The organism is Embleya scabrispora DSM 41855, from assembly GCF_000372745.1.
Lineage (GTDB): Bacteria > Actinomycetota > Actinomycetes > Streptomycetales > Streptomycetaceae > Embleya > Embleya scabrispora.
Genome location: NZ_KB889682.1, coordinates 1 through 14,919, shown reverse-complemented (window position 1 = coordinate 14,919; position 14,919 = coordinate 1). Strand labels below are relative to the sequence as shown.

Genomic DNA, 14,919 nt, shown 5'->3' with positions numbered 1-14,919 from the left:
CTGCCGCCGCGGCCGCGGCATCCGCACCGACCTCGGCCACCGAGGCGGATCGACGCAGCCAACTCGAGACGGTAGCGGCCAGGGAACCCTTGGGCTTGAAAGCTCACCGAGCCGCGCGACCAACGCAACGTGTTCGGCCCGGTCGTCTGCGCCCCGACCGCCCGGCGGTCCTGGCGGCCATCGACACCAACGCCCTGACCGCGCTGCGGGCGGCCCGGGCCACCCCCGCAGCGCGGTCGCCCGGCGACAGGCGCACCCGGCTAATCGCGCCGGCACCCGGTATCCCCAGGGTCCGACAGCAGCCCCGCGACCCTACGACGCAGGGATCACCCAGATCAGCCGAAGCGAACCGAAACGCGGAGGTTGATCCTGGTCACTGAGTCCGCCTTGTGCCGGCTCACAGTGCGATCACGATTTTGCCGTGGACGTGCCTCTCGGCCTGCGTCGTCACGGCTTCGCGAATCTGCTCAACCGGGAAGGTCGCCGCGATCGGAACCGTGATCTCGCCGGAATGAATCGCGTCGGCGATCCGTTCCAGGGCGCCCGGACCCGCATCGAGGGCGCCGGTCTTGCGCACACCGGGCGGCGGGGCGGGGCCGTCGGCTACGACGGAGATCCGCTCGGGTGCCACGCCGAGCTTGAGCGCGGTCTCGGCCGCCTCCCTTCCGAACAGGTCGATCGCGGCGGTGATCCCCTCGGGCGCCAGGGCCCGCACCCGGTCCGCCAGGCCGGGGCCGTACGCCACGGGTTCGGCGCCGAGCCCGCGCAGGAATCCGAACGTGCGCTCGGAGGCGGTGCCGAGCACCCGGGCACCCGCAAGCTTCGCCAACTGCACGGCAAAAATGCCCACGCCACCCGCCGCCCCACCAATCAGGACGGTGTCCCCGGTGCGGAGCCCAATCGCGGCGAGCGCGGCGGAGGCCGTCAGGCCGGACACCGGAAGCGTGCCCGCCACCTCGTCGCCGATGCCCTCCGGAGTGGGCCACAGGTGTGCCGCGGGTGTCTTGACCAGCACGAAATCGGCGACGGACCGGCCGATCGCAGCCCCGTACACCCGGTCGCCAGTCGCGAATCCCGTGGCTTCGGCGCCCACCTCGTCCACCACTCCCGCGAAATCGCTGCCGAACCCGGCGGGCAACGTAATGCCGAACCGCGCCGCCATGTCGGGCTGTGTGGTGATTTGCCAATCCATCGGATTCAGCCCGGCAGCCGTGACCCGGACGCGAATCTCGTCCGGTGCGGCGTGCGGCTCGGGTATCTCCTGCAGTTCGAGCACTTCGGGACCGCCGAATCGCCGGTAACGGACAGCTTTACTCATCGGTGACCTCTCCCGGCCAGTGATGGGACTTTGTCTTATGACCGTACACCAGTGATGGGACGAAGTCCCGTACACTGCTCCCATGGCTCGCTGGCAACCCGACGCACCAGGACGACTCGCCGCCGCCGCACTCGACCTCTTCGAGGAGCACGGCTACGAGAACACGACCGTGATCGAGATCGCGGAGCGCGCAGGACTCACCAAGAGCACGTTCTTCCGGTACTTCCCGGACAAGCGCGAGGTGCTCTTCGGCACGGGCACGGTGACCGATCTGCTCGTCGAAGGGATCGCCTCGGCGCCGCCGGCAGCCGGGCCGCTCGACGCGGTGGCGAACGCTCTCGATGCGCTCGGCCGAACGTTCTTCGCCGACGACCGCCGCGAGTTCAGCGGCCGACGCCAGGCCGTGCTGAACGCCAATACGGAACTGCGTGAACGCGAAGCCCTGAAAAGGATCGACCTCACCGCCTCGATGATCGAGGCCCTCAACCGCCGCGGAGTCCCGAACCTGACCGCGCGCGTGGCCGCGAAACTGGGCACGCTCGTCTGGGAGGTCGCCTACGACCAGTGGATCGACACCAACAACAGCAAGGGCTTCGGCCCGCTGGCACGGCAAGCACTCGCCGAAGTACGCGCGGAAGTACGCGCGGCCGGAGCCGTGCGCTAGTGTGATGCGCCAGAAATTCCAGCGATATATTTTGCTAGGGAATTGAGGATCTCGTCGGCGGACTTGCTCCAGACGAACGGCCTCGGGTCCTCGTTTCAGGTCCGGATCCACTCACGGATGTCGACTTCGAGGGCCTGGACCGACCTGTGGGTGCCTCTGCGGATCAGCTTGTCGGTCAGATGCCCGAACCATCGTTCGACCTGGTTGAGCCAACTGGAGCCGGTGGGCGTGAAATGGACGTGGAAGCGTGGGTGCCGCGCGAGCCATGCCTTGATCGCGGGGGTCTTGTGGGGGGCGTAGATGCCCCAAAACTCGCCTGAGCGGATCGCCCCGGCGAGTTCGACGGCGGCCTCGCCGACAACTCCGTGATTCCGACTACGGAGTCGGCCGGTCCGCGATGCTGAGGTCGGCGGGTGCCCTCCTGAGCGCGGCTGCGCAGTCCGGTTGTGGGAATCGACCGGATGGTCTCGGTCCACTCGACAATCAACCGGGCTCCTCCGGGCTCACGACGCCGGCGAAAAGGCGCGTGCGGATCTACTCGACCGCGCCGTGGATCCGGAAGGCCGCCTCATGCCGGCATTCAGCCGGGCGAACCTCGCAACACCGCTGTGCGGTCGGCCCCGGCGCATCATCGAACGCACCCGCCACCGCTACGAGAACATCCTCCACCTGCCGGAGGAACGCCGGACGATCAGCCCATCGCCCGCCGTCTGAACCTCGACCGCAAGGTCGTGCGCCGCTACCGCGACACCGACCTCGACGAGCTGCCGGCCTCCGCCCGCGACCGCCGTCCCAACGGCGTCCTGGAGCCCTTCAAGGCATACCTCAACGCCCGCTTCACCAGAGCCCAAGGCCAGGTCAGCGGCACCCGAGTGTTCCTGGAGATCCAGGCTCGCGGCTGCCGCGGCAGCCGCCGGGGCGTACGCAAACACGTGGCCCCCTCCGTTCAGGCACCGCAGAACCGGCCCGAGCCGACATGCCGCCGAGCCCTGCAAGATCAGCTCGTGGATCACGCGGGCCCGGGAGACGCTCACCGAAAGCCGGAACGCCCGATGCCCACGCACGCCAGCCCTGCGGCCGGCAAACTCAGCCTGCACACCGCTCTCCTCTGAGGGCTTGCTCGGCGCGGGACTCCGCGGCGCCGAGCACCTTCTCCACTGCTGCTGCGGCTCCTGTTCCGGCGAAGACCGCGCTGGACGATGCCGTGCTGGGTGATCAGTCAATCGACGTGGACAGAGTCTCGAGCGGTCGAACCCGTGCGATCTGGTTGCGTGAGCTCTCGAGCAGGTCTTCGGACAGGTAGGGGTCGTCGGCGTACTTGTCGCGGTAGGCGTCGTCGACTTGGTCCTTGACCGCGTCTCGGGTGACCAGGGTGAACTCCGCAGGCAGCGCATTGCCGGCGATTGACACGGAGCCGCGCCGGTAGGTCACCGCGGAGGCGAACCATCGCGAGTCCGGGTTGGCGGAGCGAACGTAGATGTCCTCATCGATCGTCACTGCCCAGACCCAGATCAACCGTCCCGGGGTCAGGTCGGCGTCGCGGTCGGGGGCGATGTGGAAGTCGTTGCCGTGAGCGATGTGGTGCAACCGGTCGTGGGTCCAGCGGGTCATGGCGGTCCTTGGTCGTGAGGTGGACGGTCGTCGACGCCGACCCGTGGTCGGCATGGCGGCTGCAAGGGTCGCGGGCTGGGGCGGGAGGGGTTGGGAGTGGGAGTCCGCGTGCCCCTTCAGCCCTTCTCGCGCACGGTTCCCAGGTGGGCGGACTCGCGAGCCAGTCGTGTCGTCTCCTCGGTCCAGGCTTGGGGGTCGAGGCCGAGTCGGGTGCGCAGAAATGCGGCGGTCAGGCGCATCACCATGGCAGCTCGGGGGAGGCTCTCGTCGGTGGTCTCGGCGACGTCGTATCCGGAGATTCCTCCGAGGCTGTGTTCGCCGCCGTGCACGTCGAGCAGGAACTTTGGGCCAGGTGCCAGGTGGTACGCGTCCGTCTGCCAGGCGGCGCCGATGACGTTGAGGTGCCGGGCATGGTCCCGGTCGCCTGCGACGACCAGGGTGGGCGCGGTCATGGCGGTGAAGTCGGTGTCGGCGAGGACCGGGTAGTGACGCGCCGCGTTCGGGTTGAGGGCGTCGCCACCACGGCCCGGGGCGGCCATCATCACGCCGGCTGTGATCCGCTCGTCCCGGGCGTTCACGAGCTCCCCGGTGGCTGGGTCGCGTGGGCGGGCGCCCAGCACCATCCCCGCCGTGTGACCGCCCATCGAGTGCCCGACAACGGCCACGTGTTCGACGTCGAGGCGTTCGGCGACCTGGGGCACGAACTCGACCAGGACTCTCAGGTGGTCCAGCACGCGTGACACGTCGTGGGCGCGTGAGCGCCAGTAGAGCGGCGCTTCCGGGTGGTCGGCGCTGCGCAGCCCGAGGGTCAGCGAGTCCGGATGGGTGGGCTGCAGGACCGCAAAACCGCTGGCCGCCAGGTAGTTCGCGAGCGAGGCGTAGCCGTACAGCGACGAGACGTATTGGGAAGGACCGTGCCCATGGGAGAGGACGACCACGGGCAACGTCCGGTCCGTCATCGGCGCCGTCACCCGCAGCTGAAGCTCGGCCGGCCTTTCTTCGGACGGCAACGCGATGGGTGCCACCGAAACGAGCGGTCCGGACAGTGGCTCGCCTGCCCGGGGAGGGATGGTGATGTGTTCAGTCATGAGGTCTCCGATCCGGCCGAGGGGTCACCGGGTTCCATGTGCGCTTTGTGAGGTGCCTCGGCACGGACGGAGCCGGGCGACCAACCGTGCCTCCCGGCCCGTGCACGCCTGAGGCGGTGGGTCGGGAGCGAGGGTTGCGGAAGTCAGTCCTTGCGCCGCAAGGATGCCCTCCGCTCGGTCTCCGCTGCGACGCGGAACTCGGACCAGGCGTCGGTGCGGACGTCGAGAGCGTCGAACAGGTAGGCGCCGACCGCGTCGGCCACGAGGGCCACGCGGGCAGGGTCGGTGTCGGTGGTCTCGGCCACGGCCTCCCCGGCGATGCCGCCCAGGGTGTGCTCGCCGTTCGGTACGATCATCAATCGCTTCGGCGCGGGGCTCAGGCGGTAGGCGTCGAAGAACCAGTCCGGGCCTCGGGTGGACATCCTCGACCGGTCCTTCTCGCCGGCGATGACGAGCGCGGGAGTACTCATGGTGCTGTAGTCCGGCCTCATGAAGGACAGATGCTCGACAGCGAACGGAGTCAGGGAGTCCCCCGTTCCGGTCGCGGCGATCAAGACGCCGGCCTTGATGCCGTCGCGGGAGAAGTCCTCCCCAGGGTTGCCGGCGTCGTCGAAGACACGGGCACCGAGGAGCGCACCCACGGTCTGGGCGCCCCAGGAGTGGCCCACCAGCGCGACTCGTGACCCGTCGACCCGGTCGGTGAGCCCGGCCTGCTCCATGACGTGGTCGAGGTGGTCGAGCACACCATGGAGGTCGGCGATCCGAACCCGCCAGATGGCGCCGAAGCGCGGGTCGTCGAACCCGATGCCGAACCGGCGGGAATCCAGATGCGTGGGCTGGACGACGACAAAGCCTGCGGCGGTCCAGCGGTCGACCAACGGCCCGTAGCCGTCCATCGACCACGCGTTGCCGTGGGAGAACACGATGACGGGCAGGTCGGCGCCCTGGACGGGGGCGGTCACCTTCACCCGCAGCTCGAAGTCTCGACCATCGGCGGGAACGACGATCGGCTTGATCGCGATCGTCCGGTGCTGTGCGGGAATAGGCATGGGTGCTCGTCTCCTCATGGAGGGGCACGTGCCGCATACTTGGCGGAACGATGTTCCGTCACTTTAGCGGAACAGTGTTCCGCTAATCAAGGAGAGGCCGTGCCGCGAGAAGGAGGCGCCCGGGAGGCCGGAGCTCAGCGCACCCGTCAGGCGCTCTTGACGGCAGCGGCCCAGGTGTTCGTCGAGCAGGGCGTGAACGCGCCCATTCGTGCCATCGCCGGCCGCGCTCAAGTGGGCCTGGGCACCGTGTACCGACACTTTCCCCATCGAGCAGAGCTGGTCATCGCCGTCTACCGGCATCAGATCGATGAGTGCGTTGCCCTCGCGATCGAGCTTGCCGGTTCGCCGGAACCAAGGAACGCCTTGTCTCGGTGGACCGACGCGTTCGTCGAGTTCCTGGTCACCAAGCACGGGCTCGGGGCGGCCCTGCAGTCGGACGACGCCGGCCTCCACACGCTGCACTCCCTGATGCTCGACAAGCTCGTGCCGGCGTGTGGGCTGCTCATCGACGCCGCCGTGGCTCGCGGACAGCTGGACCCCAGGTTGAACGCGTACGTACTGATGCGAGCGGTCGGCAACCTCTGCATCCTGGGTCCCGGCTACGAGCGGGAAGACGCGCGCGCCATGGTGGCCCGGCTGCTTGCCGGCTGCCGGCCGGATGCATCGCCCACGAGCGTCGTCGACAGTGAGCAAGCGCCCCTGTGACACGCGGCAGGCATCGCCTGGAGGAGGGTGGCGCGGTTCATTGGAATCCCCGCTTTCCGTCGGCTGTTCCCCTGCCGGCCGCCCTGGCGCCCGTCCCCTCCCGATTTCGCAGGTGGCCTCACCCGCCGGCGCTGACCTGCCCGCACGGACGGCCCGAACATCTTTGCCGAGCGCTGCGAGGTAGCCGAGCAGCAAGCGCCCTGGCGATCGCGACGCGTTGACGCTCCCCGCCGGAGAGAGCGGACGGCTTGCGTTGCGTGTACGCGGGAGAGAGACCTACCGTCTTCAACAGGTCGGCCACCGCGCCCGCCGTGTCCTTGATGCCGCTGTCGTGCGACCTGATCGCCTCGGACAGAGTCGATCCGATGCTTCGCATCGGGTTGAGGCTCGCGTAGGGATCCTGGAAGACCATTTGCACAGTCCCACGAAGGCGACGTCGGTCCGCGGCGCTCAGTCGGGACCAGTCGTGCGCGGGAACGCCGTCGATGCTGATGTCTCCGCTGGTACACCGCTCGAGCCCCAGGAGAGTGCGGGCGAGGGTGGTCTTGCCCGAGCCCGACTCCCCGACGATGGCGACGCTCTCGCCTTGGTTCACCAGCAGTGACACCCCGTCGAGCGCGGTGACGGTGCGCTTCCCGATGCGGAATTCCTTGCGAAGGTCCCGGATGTCGATCAGCGGTTGCTCCGACTGCGCCTCTCTCACCAAGGGCTCCGCGACGTCGATCCGGGCTGCTTCGCCTCCATGTCGGCACCGATCTCCGGCAGGCGGACACACGCCGAGTGGCGCAGGTCGCCGACCTCGCGCAGTGGCGGCCGTCCCTGGCGACACGTCCATGATGGCGCGAGCGGTCAGGGACTTGCCGCTCCCGGACTCGCCCACGATCCCGATCGTCTCTCCTGGACCCAGGTCGAGGCCGAACGACGACACGATCGGGTTGCCACCGTCCGGACCCACCGCGTCGACGCCCAAGTCGCGCACCTTCAGGAGTGTGCCTGAGGTCATCCGTCTCGATGCCCCTGGCAGTCGACGTCGGCAAGCAAAGGATCAACCTCGGGAGAACGCAGGTCCGGCCGGACAATGCGGTCGTGGAACACAAGGAGTACGAGGGGCGCACCTATCACGCGTGCGCCGTTGAGACGACTGGCTGCCCGCGCCGTCGCGACCCTGCCCGTTGAGCGAGCGGCTATACGGAAAGTCGCTGCAGCCATTCCGTCAGGAGGTGCCGTTCGGCGTCGCTGAGGACGCTCTGGCCGGGCAGTGCCGCGCGCAGGGCGCGGGCGGCGCCGGCGGGCCCCGGTTCCCGCACGGCCGGTTCCCGGGTGGTGACGGTGGTGATCATCGCTTCGCGCAATGTGACGAGGAGTGCGGGGTCTCGCTCGGACTCGGGCATGGACAGCCAGGTCAGGACGGCGCCGCCGGCAGTGGCGTGGACGATCTGAGCCGCGAGGCCCTCTTCCACACTCAAGAGGCCCGCGGCGGCGATGCGGCGGATTCGCTCCTTGAGGCGTTCGAAGCCGATCCGGAAGACGGCGGTGGACCGGGTGGGTTCGCCGTACATCAGTGTGTACAGCGCGGGGTTGGCCAGTCCGAACTCGACCACGACGTCCCAGCCGTCGCGCAGTTCCTTGACCGGATCCTGCGGGGCGGGATCGATCTGCTGCTTGGCGGCCAGGAACCGGGTGAAGCCGTACACGGCCACCGCGTCCAACAACCCCTCCTTGTCGCCGAACAGCCGGTACAGGGCGGGTGGCTGCAGTCCGGCGGCGTCGGCGACCGCCCGGGTGGTGACCGCATCGCGGCCGCCACGCTCCAGCAGGTCGATCGCGGCGTCGACGACTCGACGGCGCGTCTGCTCACGCGCGGCGGTGCCGGGATCCGCGGCAGGCCGCGTATGGGTCGGTTCGACAGGCATGGATCAACGATAACGCTGCGAGGGCCACAGCGTTACTATCATCGATATCACTGTCACGTTGACATCGATACCATCGCTGGTAGCGTCGAGGGCATTCCACTGGAAACATCGATACGAGGAGAACCGTCGTGTCCGAACGTCTGCGGATCATCGGGGTGGAAGAGACCGTCGTCGTACCGGCCGTCTACAACGCGTACCAGCGGGCCGGATCGCCGCAGATCTTCTCGCGTGGCTTCGGCGACAGCCCCATCGCGAAGAACCTGCACGAGGTCGGTGAACGGCGACTGGCGCACATGGACGACCAGGGCATCGACGTCGCGGTGCTGTCCCTGTCGTCGCCGGGCGTGCAGGACCTGCCGGAAACCGACGCCGTCGCGGTGGCCCGCGACGTCAACGACCAGCTCGCCGAGATCGTCGCCTCCCGGCCCGACCGCTTCCAGGCGTTCGCCGCGATACCCACCCAGTCGCCGGCCGCGGCCTCGGCCGAGCTGGAGCGCGCGGTGTGCGAACTGGGCTTTCCCGGAGCCATGCTCTACGGCCGCACCGGAGACAAACCGGCCGACCACCCGGACAACGACGAGCTGTACGCCACCGCCGAGCGGCTGGCCGTGCCGTTGCACTTCCACCCGCAGACGCCGGTCCAGCCCGTCATCGACGCCTACTACTCCAACCTCCCGGAGCCCGTGGGCACCGTGCTGGCCGGGGCCGGACTCGGCTGGTACTACGACCTCGGTGTCCAGTACCTGCGCATGATCTTCTCGGGGGTCTTCGACCGGTTCCCCGACCTGCAGGTGATCGCCGGCCACTGGGGCGAGGTCGTCATGTTCTACCTCGACCACACCGGCTTCTTCGGCGAGGCGGGCGGTCTGCGGCAGCCCTTGGCGGACTACTTCAAGCAGAACTTCTGGGTCGCCGGCAGCGGCACCAACAGCCCCCGCTACCTGCGCTGGACCGCCGAGGTCATGGGCACCGATCGGATGCTGTACTCCACCGACTACCCCTTCACCTACGGCTTCCGCCCCGGCGGCTTCCCCTACGTCGACACCAGCAACGGCGAAGCCCGCTCCTTCCTGGAGAACTCGCCCTTCACCGACGACCAGAAAGCCGACATCGGCCACCGCAACTGGGAACGCCTCACCGCCCGCGCCAAGCGCCCGACGGCCTGAAGCGTCACCCACAGGGGCCGACCGGAACACCGCCATGCGCTTCGGCAGAGGTCTACGCCAACCTCCTGAACAGCGTTGACGTGCCGGCCACTCAAGCTCGCCATCGGTTTGCGAGAACGCCGGCTGCGGACGCCGTGTGGGGGACGCGTCAGCGGGTGCGTTCGTAGTGGCGGCGCGCCTTTTCGCGGTTGCCGCAGACCGCCATCGAGCACCAGCGGGCACGGTTGGCGCGGCTGCGGTCGAGCAGGAACAGCCGGCACTCGTCGTTGGCGCAGGGGCGTAGCCGGCCGGGCAGTCGCTTCTCGGTGGCGGCCCAGGCGAGAACCGCCTCGACGGCCGGGCGGGCGTGCCGGGGGGTCTTGACCGTCCACTGAAGACCGTCCGCGGTGATCTCCGGGATCTGGTGGACTCCTTCGAGCAGTGGGCTCAACGCGGTCGGCGGGCGTTCTCCGCGTACTACGTCCCGCAGGACGTCCCGCGTCTCGCGCAGCAGCGCCAGTTCCGCGAGGCTGCCTTCGCCGCCGTGCTCCCGCGCCCAGCGTCTGCCACCGACCGGGTCGCCGAGCGCGTCCTGTTCTTCCCCGTTGACCAGTGGCCTGCTGTTGAGCAGGTCCAGCAGCGTGTCCACCGGGCACCAACCTCCCTCTAACCGGATCGAATCATTTGACAGGTTAGCCCATCGCGTGTTTGCATGACGAGGAACTAACCGGATCAGACATTTAAAGAGGTTAGGTATGCATTCGGTGCACCACCGGACCGCCACCGTCGACGGCCACGAGATCTTCTACCGGGAAGCCGGCCCCGCCGACGCCCCCGCGATCGTCCTGCTGCACGGCTACCCGACCAGCTCCTTCATGTTCCGCGAACTGATCCCGCTGCTGGCCGACGACTACCACGTCATCGCGCCGGACCACCTCGGCTTCGGCCACTCCGACGCCCCCCTCGTGGAGGACTTCACCTACACCTTCGACGCCCTCGCCGAACTCACCTCCGGTCTGCTCGACCAAGTGGGCCTGGACCGCTACGCCCTCTACGTCCAGGACTACGGCGCCCCCATCGGATGGCGCCTCGCGCTCGAGCACCCCGAACGAATCTCCGCCCTCGTCACCCAGAACGGCAACGGCTACGAGGACGGTTTCGTCGACTCGTTCTGGACCGACGTCTGGGCCTACGGGGCCAACCCCGGCCCCGACACCGAACCCGCCGTCCGCGCCGCGCTGAGCGTCGACGCCATCCAGTGGCAGTACGTGCACGGCGTGCCCGACCCGAGCCTGGTCAGCCCGGACACCTGGGAGCACGACTTCGCCCTCGTCTCCCGCGAGGGCAACGACGAGGTCCAGCTGGCGCTCTTCCGCGACTACCGCAACAACCGCCCGCTCTACCCGCCGCTGCACGAATTCCTGCGCACCAGCGAGGTCCCGGTGCTTGCCGTGTGGGGCCGCAACAACGAAATCTTCGGCCCGGCAGGCGCGCGGGCCTTCGCCCGCGACGCCAAGGACGCGGAGGTGCACCTCATCGACGGCGGCCACTTCCTCCTGGAGAGCCACCTGGACGTCGTCGCCGGCTACCTGCGCGGCTTCCTCGGGCGGGTACTGGGATAAGAGATCCCAACAAGAACGTGTCACGAAGCAATGGGTGACGAGGCAAACGGCGATCCGCAGGAACACCACGTGGATGTCGTCGCTCCGCCTATACCGGATACGTGGCGCTTGCTGCCCAGCCGCGCGCGGTCGACGGGGCTTGGACCGCTTTTGGGCCCCTACGAGAAGCCCTGACGTGGCTGGACTCGATCACCGCCCGAGACCGGTCGAGAAAGCGACCCCACACCGGCCTCGTTCTGGGCTGCGAGACGACGCCGACACGTCGTCCCGACCCTGTTGCGCGACCGCACGGCGTACGTGACCGATCCGGCCGCCGACAAGCTGTACACGGTGGACCTCGGTACAAGGCAGACCAGGGCCACCACGGATCTGCCCGACACCCCCGAGACAAACTCAGCGGAGTAAGCCCTTGAACGGGCCCCGCCGGGCCCGGGGCGTGGGCCTCAAGGAAGGAGCAACCATGCGGGGAACGACCGGAGCACATGCGTTGGTGCGCACGTTGGTGGACAGCGAGGTACGGGTCTGCTTCGCCAACCCGGGCACGTCCGAGATGCATTTCGTGGCCGCGCTCGACACCGTGCCGCGGATGCGCGGGGTGCTGTGCCTCTTCGAGGGCGTCGCCACGGGCGCGGCCGACGGCTACGGACGCATGACCGGACGCCCGGCCGCGACGCTCCTGCACCTCGGCCCCGGATTGGCCAACGGAATCGCGAACCTGCACAACGCCCGCCGCGCGAACACCCCGATCGTGAACGTCGTCGGGGATCACGCCATCGGCCACAAGCCTCTGGACTCCCTGCTCGAATCGGATATCGATGCGCTCGCCGGCACCGTCTCCGGCTGGGTGCGGCGTTCGGCGACCACAGAGGCGCTCGGCACGGACGCGGCCGACGCGGTCGCGGCGGCGCTGACCTCCGCAGGCGCCGAACCGGCCGGGCAGGGCTCCTCGCGCACCGGCACCTCCGGGTCCGTCTCGACCCTCATCGTCCCGGCGGACCTGTCCTGGTCGGTCGGAGGCCGGCCGGCTCCACCGGTGAAGTCGGCCGCCCCTCCTGCGCCTTCCGAGGCGCACGTGCGAGTCATCGCACGCGTGCTGCGCTCGGGAGAACCGTGCGTACTCCTGCTCGACGGTCGGGCGTTGAGCGAGCGGGGACTGCGCGCGGCAAGCCGGATCGAGCGCGCGACGGGCGCGCGGCTGCTCTCGCGGAACTGGGCCGCCCGTCAGCGCCGAGGCGCCGGAATACCCTCCGTCGAGCCCCTCGCCTATCGGGGCGAGGAGATCACCGTCCAGCTCCGGGACGCGCGGCACCTCATCCTGTGCGGCGCACGCATCCCGGTGACCTCGTTCGCCTACCCCGGCCGCACCAGCCTGCCGACGCCCCCCGACACCCGCGTGCACGTCCTGGCCGAGGACGGAGGCGCCGACACCCTGCTCGCCCTGGACATGCTGGCCGACCTGATCGCGCCGGACACCGAACCGGTCCTCGCTCCACTGTCGCCGCCGCTGCTGCCGCACGGTGAACTGACCGTCGACAACTGGGCGGCGGTCGTCGGCGCCCTGCTGCCCCCGGAGGCCGTTGTCGTCGACGAGTCCATCACCGCCGGCATGGCCACCCTCCACTCGGCCACCGCCTGTGCGCCGCCCCACGACCTGCTGGGGTTGACCGGTCTTTCGATCGGCCAGGGGCTGCCGTCGGCCACCGGGGCCGCGATCGCCTGCCCCGACCGTCCCGTGATCTGCCTCCAGGCCGACGGCAGCGCCATGTACACCCTGTCCGCCCTGTGGAGCCACGCCCGGGAACAGCTCGACATCACGACCGTGATCCTCAACAACAGGTCCTACGCGATCCTGCGTGCGGAGCTGGAACGCGTCGGCGCCATCGCCGACGCGTCGGCCCAACTCTTCGACCTGTCCCGCCCCGACCTGGACTTCGTCTCCCTCGCCAACGGCATGGGCGTACCCGCCACCCGTGCCGGGACCGCCGAGGAACTGGCCCGGCAATTCGAGCGCGCCCTGTCCGAACCCGGCCCCCACCTCATCGAGGCCATGCTGTCGCCCAACGGCCGTTGACCGGCTGGTGGGCGCCGAACCCGAACTCCACGACGCGCTCGACATTTCCGCTCCGTCCCGCAGTGGACAGCACCAGGACGGAAACAGCCATGCACATCGGCATCCCCGAGAACAAGGACCCGCTCGCCTACGTGTGGGTCAGGTGGTACCCGAGATCGGGTTCGCGGCCTCCACCTTCTCGATGAAGGGCTACGACGCCTCGAACCTGGACCTGCGCGAGCTCGAAGCCGCGCGACGATCGCCCGGATCAGCGGGTGCGTCAAGACGCCACGGACACGATCCTCGCCGGCGCCAGGACAAACCGGCGGTCGAACGGCGCAAGCCCGACAGTCGGTGCCCGCGTCGATCGCCATCGGGGATTCCCGCAGGCCCACCCGCGGCATCGTCCGGACCTCGGCACGGCACATCCCGCCAATGGACCGCGGCCCGTGGCAGCGCGGCACCAACGAGAACACCAGCCGGCTGCTTCGGCAGTACCTGGCCAAGGGCGCGGACCTCCGCACGTTCAGCTGGGCCGACTTGGAGGCCATCGCCCACGAGCTCAACCATCGGCCCCGCAAGACCCATGGCTACCGCACTCGGGCAGAGGTCTACGCACCACCTGAACAGCAGTGCTGCGCTGACCACTTGAACTCGCCATCATATGCCGACAGGACCGAGCGGTCGGGTAAGGAAGTGGGAGGGGCACCCGCTGAAGGTCAGCCGAAGCCGGCATCGCACCGCGGCGTACGGATCCGCACCGGCATGGCGGAGCCGCGGGGACAGCGAGTGTCGGGGTCTTCCTAGGGCCTGTTTCAGAAGTGGATCTTGGTTACAGCCATTCGCCGATGGCTGCGATGGTGATGGTGGCTTCGAATCGGACGGCGAGTTTGTCGTACCTGGTTGCGACGGCACGGTTTCGCTTGAGGCGGTTGATGCCGCATTCGACCGCGTGGCGGGCCTTGTAGTCCTCGCGGTCGAACGCGGGCGGCCGGCCGCCCTTGTGGCCGCGTTTGCGGCGGTTGCGGGCCTGGTCGACCTTCTCCGGGATGGTGCAGGCGATGCGGCGCCTTCGCAGGAGCGCGCGGTTGGCTCGGGAGCTGTAGGCCTTGTCGCCGCGCACCCGGTCGGGCCGGGTGCGCGGGCGGCCCGGCCCGATCCGGGGCACCCGGATCCCGTCCAGGACCGCCGCGAACTGCGGCGAGTCGCCCCGCTGTCCGGCCGTGACCAGCACCGACAAGGGTTTCTGGCCCTGTTCGCAGGCCAGGTGGATCTTCGTCGTCAGCCCGCCGCGCGAGCGCCCGAGCGCGTGGTCGTCGGGCTCGACGGCGACACCACCGGGCGGCTCCCTCTGGAGTGCCCCTTTTTACGGGCTCCGGCGGCGTGTTGGTGCGCGCGGCAGATCGTGGAGTCGATGTTGACGTCCCAGGTGATCAGGCCTCGCGCGTCGGCGTCGGCCTGGAGTCGCTCCAGGATGCGTTTCCAGGTGCCGTCGCGCTGCCACCGACGGAACAGGCCGTAGACCGTCTGCCACGGCCCGTACCGCTCCGGCACGTCACGCCAGGGCACCCCGGCCCGCGTCCGCCACCGGATCCCGTCGATCAGCTGCCGTTTCGTCCATATCGGTGGTCGTCCGGACTTGACGCCGACCGGCAACAGCGGTTCCAGGCGCGCCCATTGACCATCCGTCAGATCTCCCCGTCCCACACGATGATCATGGCAGATCAAGATCAACTTCTGAAACAGGCCCTAGC

General features: G+C 69.1%; 15 protein-coding genes and 2 pseudogenes. 8 read left to right on the top strand and 9 right to left on the bottom strand.

Annotated elements, in window-relative coordinates; all coding sequences use genetic code 11:
* Window positions 1–397: 397 nt before the first annotated feature.
* The gene (locus A3IC_RS0130090; protein ID WP_026218905.1) at window positions 398–1,318 is read right to left on the bottom strand and encodes an NADP-dependent oxidoreductase; all 921 of its coding nucleotides are present in this window, start codon (window positions 1,316–1,318) and stop codon (window positions 398–400) included.
* 82 nt (window positions 1,319–1,400) lie between these two features.
* Between A3IC_RS0130090 and A3IC_RS0130085 the strand changes: the two genes are divergently transcribed.
* On the top strand, window positions 1,401–1,982 hold the full coding sequence (locus A3IC_RS0130085) for a TetR/AcrR family transcriptional regulator (protein ID WP_020553791.1): 582 nt from the start codon (window positions 1,401–1,403) through the stop codon (window positions 1,980–1,982).
* Here A3IC_RS0130085 and A3IC_RS65420 read toward each other — a convergent pair.
* A pseudogene (locus A3IC_RS65420) lies at window positions 1,979–2,281 on the bottom strand (transposase); the annotation flags it as partial. The gene A3IC_RS0130085 and the pseudogene A3IC_RS65420 sit on opposite strands and share 4 nt — an antisense overlap.
* Before the next feature lie 250 nt (window positions 2,282–2,531).
* On the opposite strand from A3IC_RS65420, the gene A3IC_RS69005 reads away from it, so the two are divergent.
* Both A3IC_RS69005 and A3IC_RS69000 read left to right on the top strand, forming a co-directional pair.
* Entirely contained in the window at window positions 2,532–2,696 is a 165-nt protein-coding gene (locus A3IC_RS69005) for a hypothetical protein (protein WP_158696151.1), read from the top strand.
* Window positions 2,697–2,713: 17 nt separating this feature from the next.
* Window positions 2,714–3,094, top strand: a complete 381-nt coding sequence (locus A3IC_RS69000; protein ID WP_158696150.1) for a hypothetical protein — start codon at window positions 2,714–2,716, stop codon at window positions 3,092–3,094.
* Between the two features lie 103 nt (window positions 3,095–3,197).
* Here the strand turns inward: A3IC_RS69000 and A3IC_RS57345 are convergent, their stop codons facing one another.
* The 3 genes from A3IC_RS57345 to A3IC_RS0130060 all read right to left on the bottom strand — a co-directional run bounded on the left by A3IC_RS57345 (window position 3,198) and on the right by A3IC_RS0130060 (window position 5,730).
* The gene (locus tag A3IC_RS57345; RefSeq protein WP_020553788.1) at window positions 3,198–3,593 is read right to left on the bottom strand and encodes a DUF2255 family protein; all 396 of its coding nucleotides are present in this window, start codon (window positions 3,591–3,593) and stop codon (window positions 3,198–3,200) included.
* 116 nt (window positions 3,594–3,709) lie between these two features.
* A complete protein-coding gene (locus A3IC_RS57340; protein WP_106669047.1) occupies window positions 3,710–4,681 on the bottom strand; it encodes an alpha/beta hydrolase family protein in 972 nt (323 codons plus the stop codon).
* Between the two features lie 143 nt (window positions 4,682–4,824).
* Window positions 4,825–5,730 (bottom strand): alpha/beta hydrolase family protein, encoded by a 906-nt coding sequence (locus tag A3IC_RS0130060; RefSeq protein ID WP_020553786.1) that lies wholly within the window; start codon window positions 5,728–5,730, stop codon window positions 4,825–4,827.
* A 99-nt stretch (window positions 5,731–5,829) separates the two neighbouring features.
* Between A3IC_RS0130060 and A3IC_RS57335 the strand changes: the two genes are divergently transcribed.
* Window positions 5,830–6,435: a TetR/AcrR family transcriptional regulator gene (locus A3IC_RS57335; protein ID WP_052173877.1), complete on the top strand. Its 606-nt coding sequence runs from the start codon at window positions 5,830–5,832 to the stop codon at window positions 6,433–6,435.
* 118 nt (window positions 6,436–6,553) lie between these two features.
* Here A3IC_RS57335 and A3IC_RS57330 read toward each other — a convergent pair whose 3' ends face one another.
* Window positions 6,554–7,405 (bottom strand): ATP-binding cassette domain-containing protein, encoded by an 852-nt coding sequence (locus A3IC_RS57330; RefSeq protein WP_205354479.1) that lies wholly within the window; start codon window positions 7,403–7,405, stop codon window positions 6,554–6,556.
* 214 nt (window positions 7,406–7,619) lie between these two features.
* Complete coding sequence (locus tag A3IC_RS0130045) at window positions 7,620–8,348, bottom strand: TetR/AcrR family transcriptional regulator (RefSeq protein ID WP_020553782.1); 729 nt, start codon at window positions 8,346–8,348, stop codon at window positions 7,620–7,622.
* A gap of 128 nt (window positions 8,349–8,476) precedes the next feature.
* On the opposite strand from A3IC_RS0130045, the gene A3IC_RS0130040 reads away from it, so the two are divergent.
* Window positions 8,477–9,514 carry an amidohydrolase family protein gene (locus A3IC_RS0130040; protein ID WP_020553781.1) on the top strand — a complete coding sequence of 346 codons (1,038 nt, stop codon included), beginning with the start codon at window positions 8,477–8,479 and terminating at the stop codon, window positions 9,512–9,514.
* Window positions 9,515–9,662: 148 nt separating this feature from the next.
* On the opposite strand, the gene A3IC_RS0130035 is transcribed toward A3IC_RS0130040, so the two are convergent.
* Window positions 9,663–10,142, bottom strand: coding sequence for a CGNR zinc finger domain-containing protein (locus A3IC_RS0130035; protein WP_020553780.1), 480 nt, complete (start codon window positions 10,140–10,142; stop codon window positions 9,663–9,665).
* 106 nt (window positions 10,143–10,248) lie between these two features.
* Here A3IC_RS0130035 and A3IC_RS0130030 point away from each other — a divergent pair, with 106 nt between their 5' ends.
* The 3 genes and pseudogenes from A3IC_RS0130030 to A3IC_RS71460 all read left to right on the top strand — a co-directional run.
* The gene (locus tag A3IC_RS0130030; RefSeq protein WP_020553779.1) at window positions 10,249–11,115 is read left to right on the top strand and encodes an alpha/beta fold hydrolase; all 867 of its coding nucleotides are present in this window, start codon (window positions 10,249–10,251) and stop codon (window positions 11,113–11,115) included.
* A gap of 460 nt (window positions 11,116–11,575) precedes the next feature.
* Window positions 11,576–13,186, top strand: a complete 1,611-nt coding sequence (locus tag A3IC_RS0130020) for an acetolactate synthase large subunit (RefSeq protein WP_026218903.1) — start codon at window positions 11,576–11,578, stop codon at window positions 13,184–13,186.
* A gap of 420 nt (window positions 13,187–13,606) precedes the next feature.
* Window positions 13,607–13,780 (top strand): annotated as a pseudogene (locus A3IC_RS71460) (IS30 family transposase); the annotation flags it as partial.
* A 217-nt stretch (window positions 13,781–13,997) separates the two neighbouring features.
* Here the strand turns inward: A3IC_RS71460 and A3IC_RS65410 are convergent.
* A protein-coding gene (locus A3IC_RS65410; RefSeq protein WP_425387326.1) for an IS5 family transposase occupies window positions 13,998–14,872 on the bottom strand; the annotation gives its coding sequence in 2 pieces (ribosomal slippage) (window positions 13,998–14,506 and window positions 14,506–14,872; 876 coding nt in all).
* Between the last annotated feature and the right edge of the window lie 47 nt (window positions 14,873–14,919).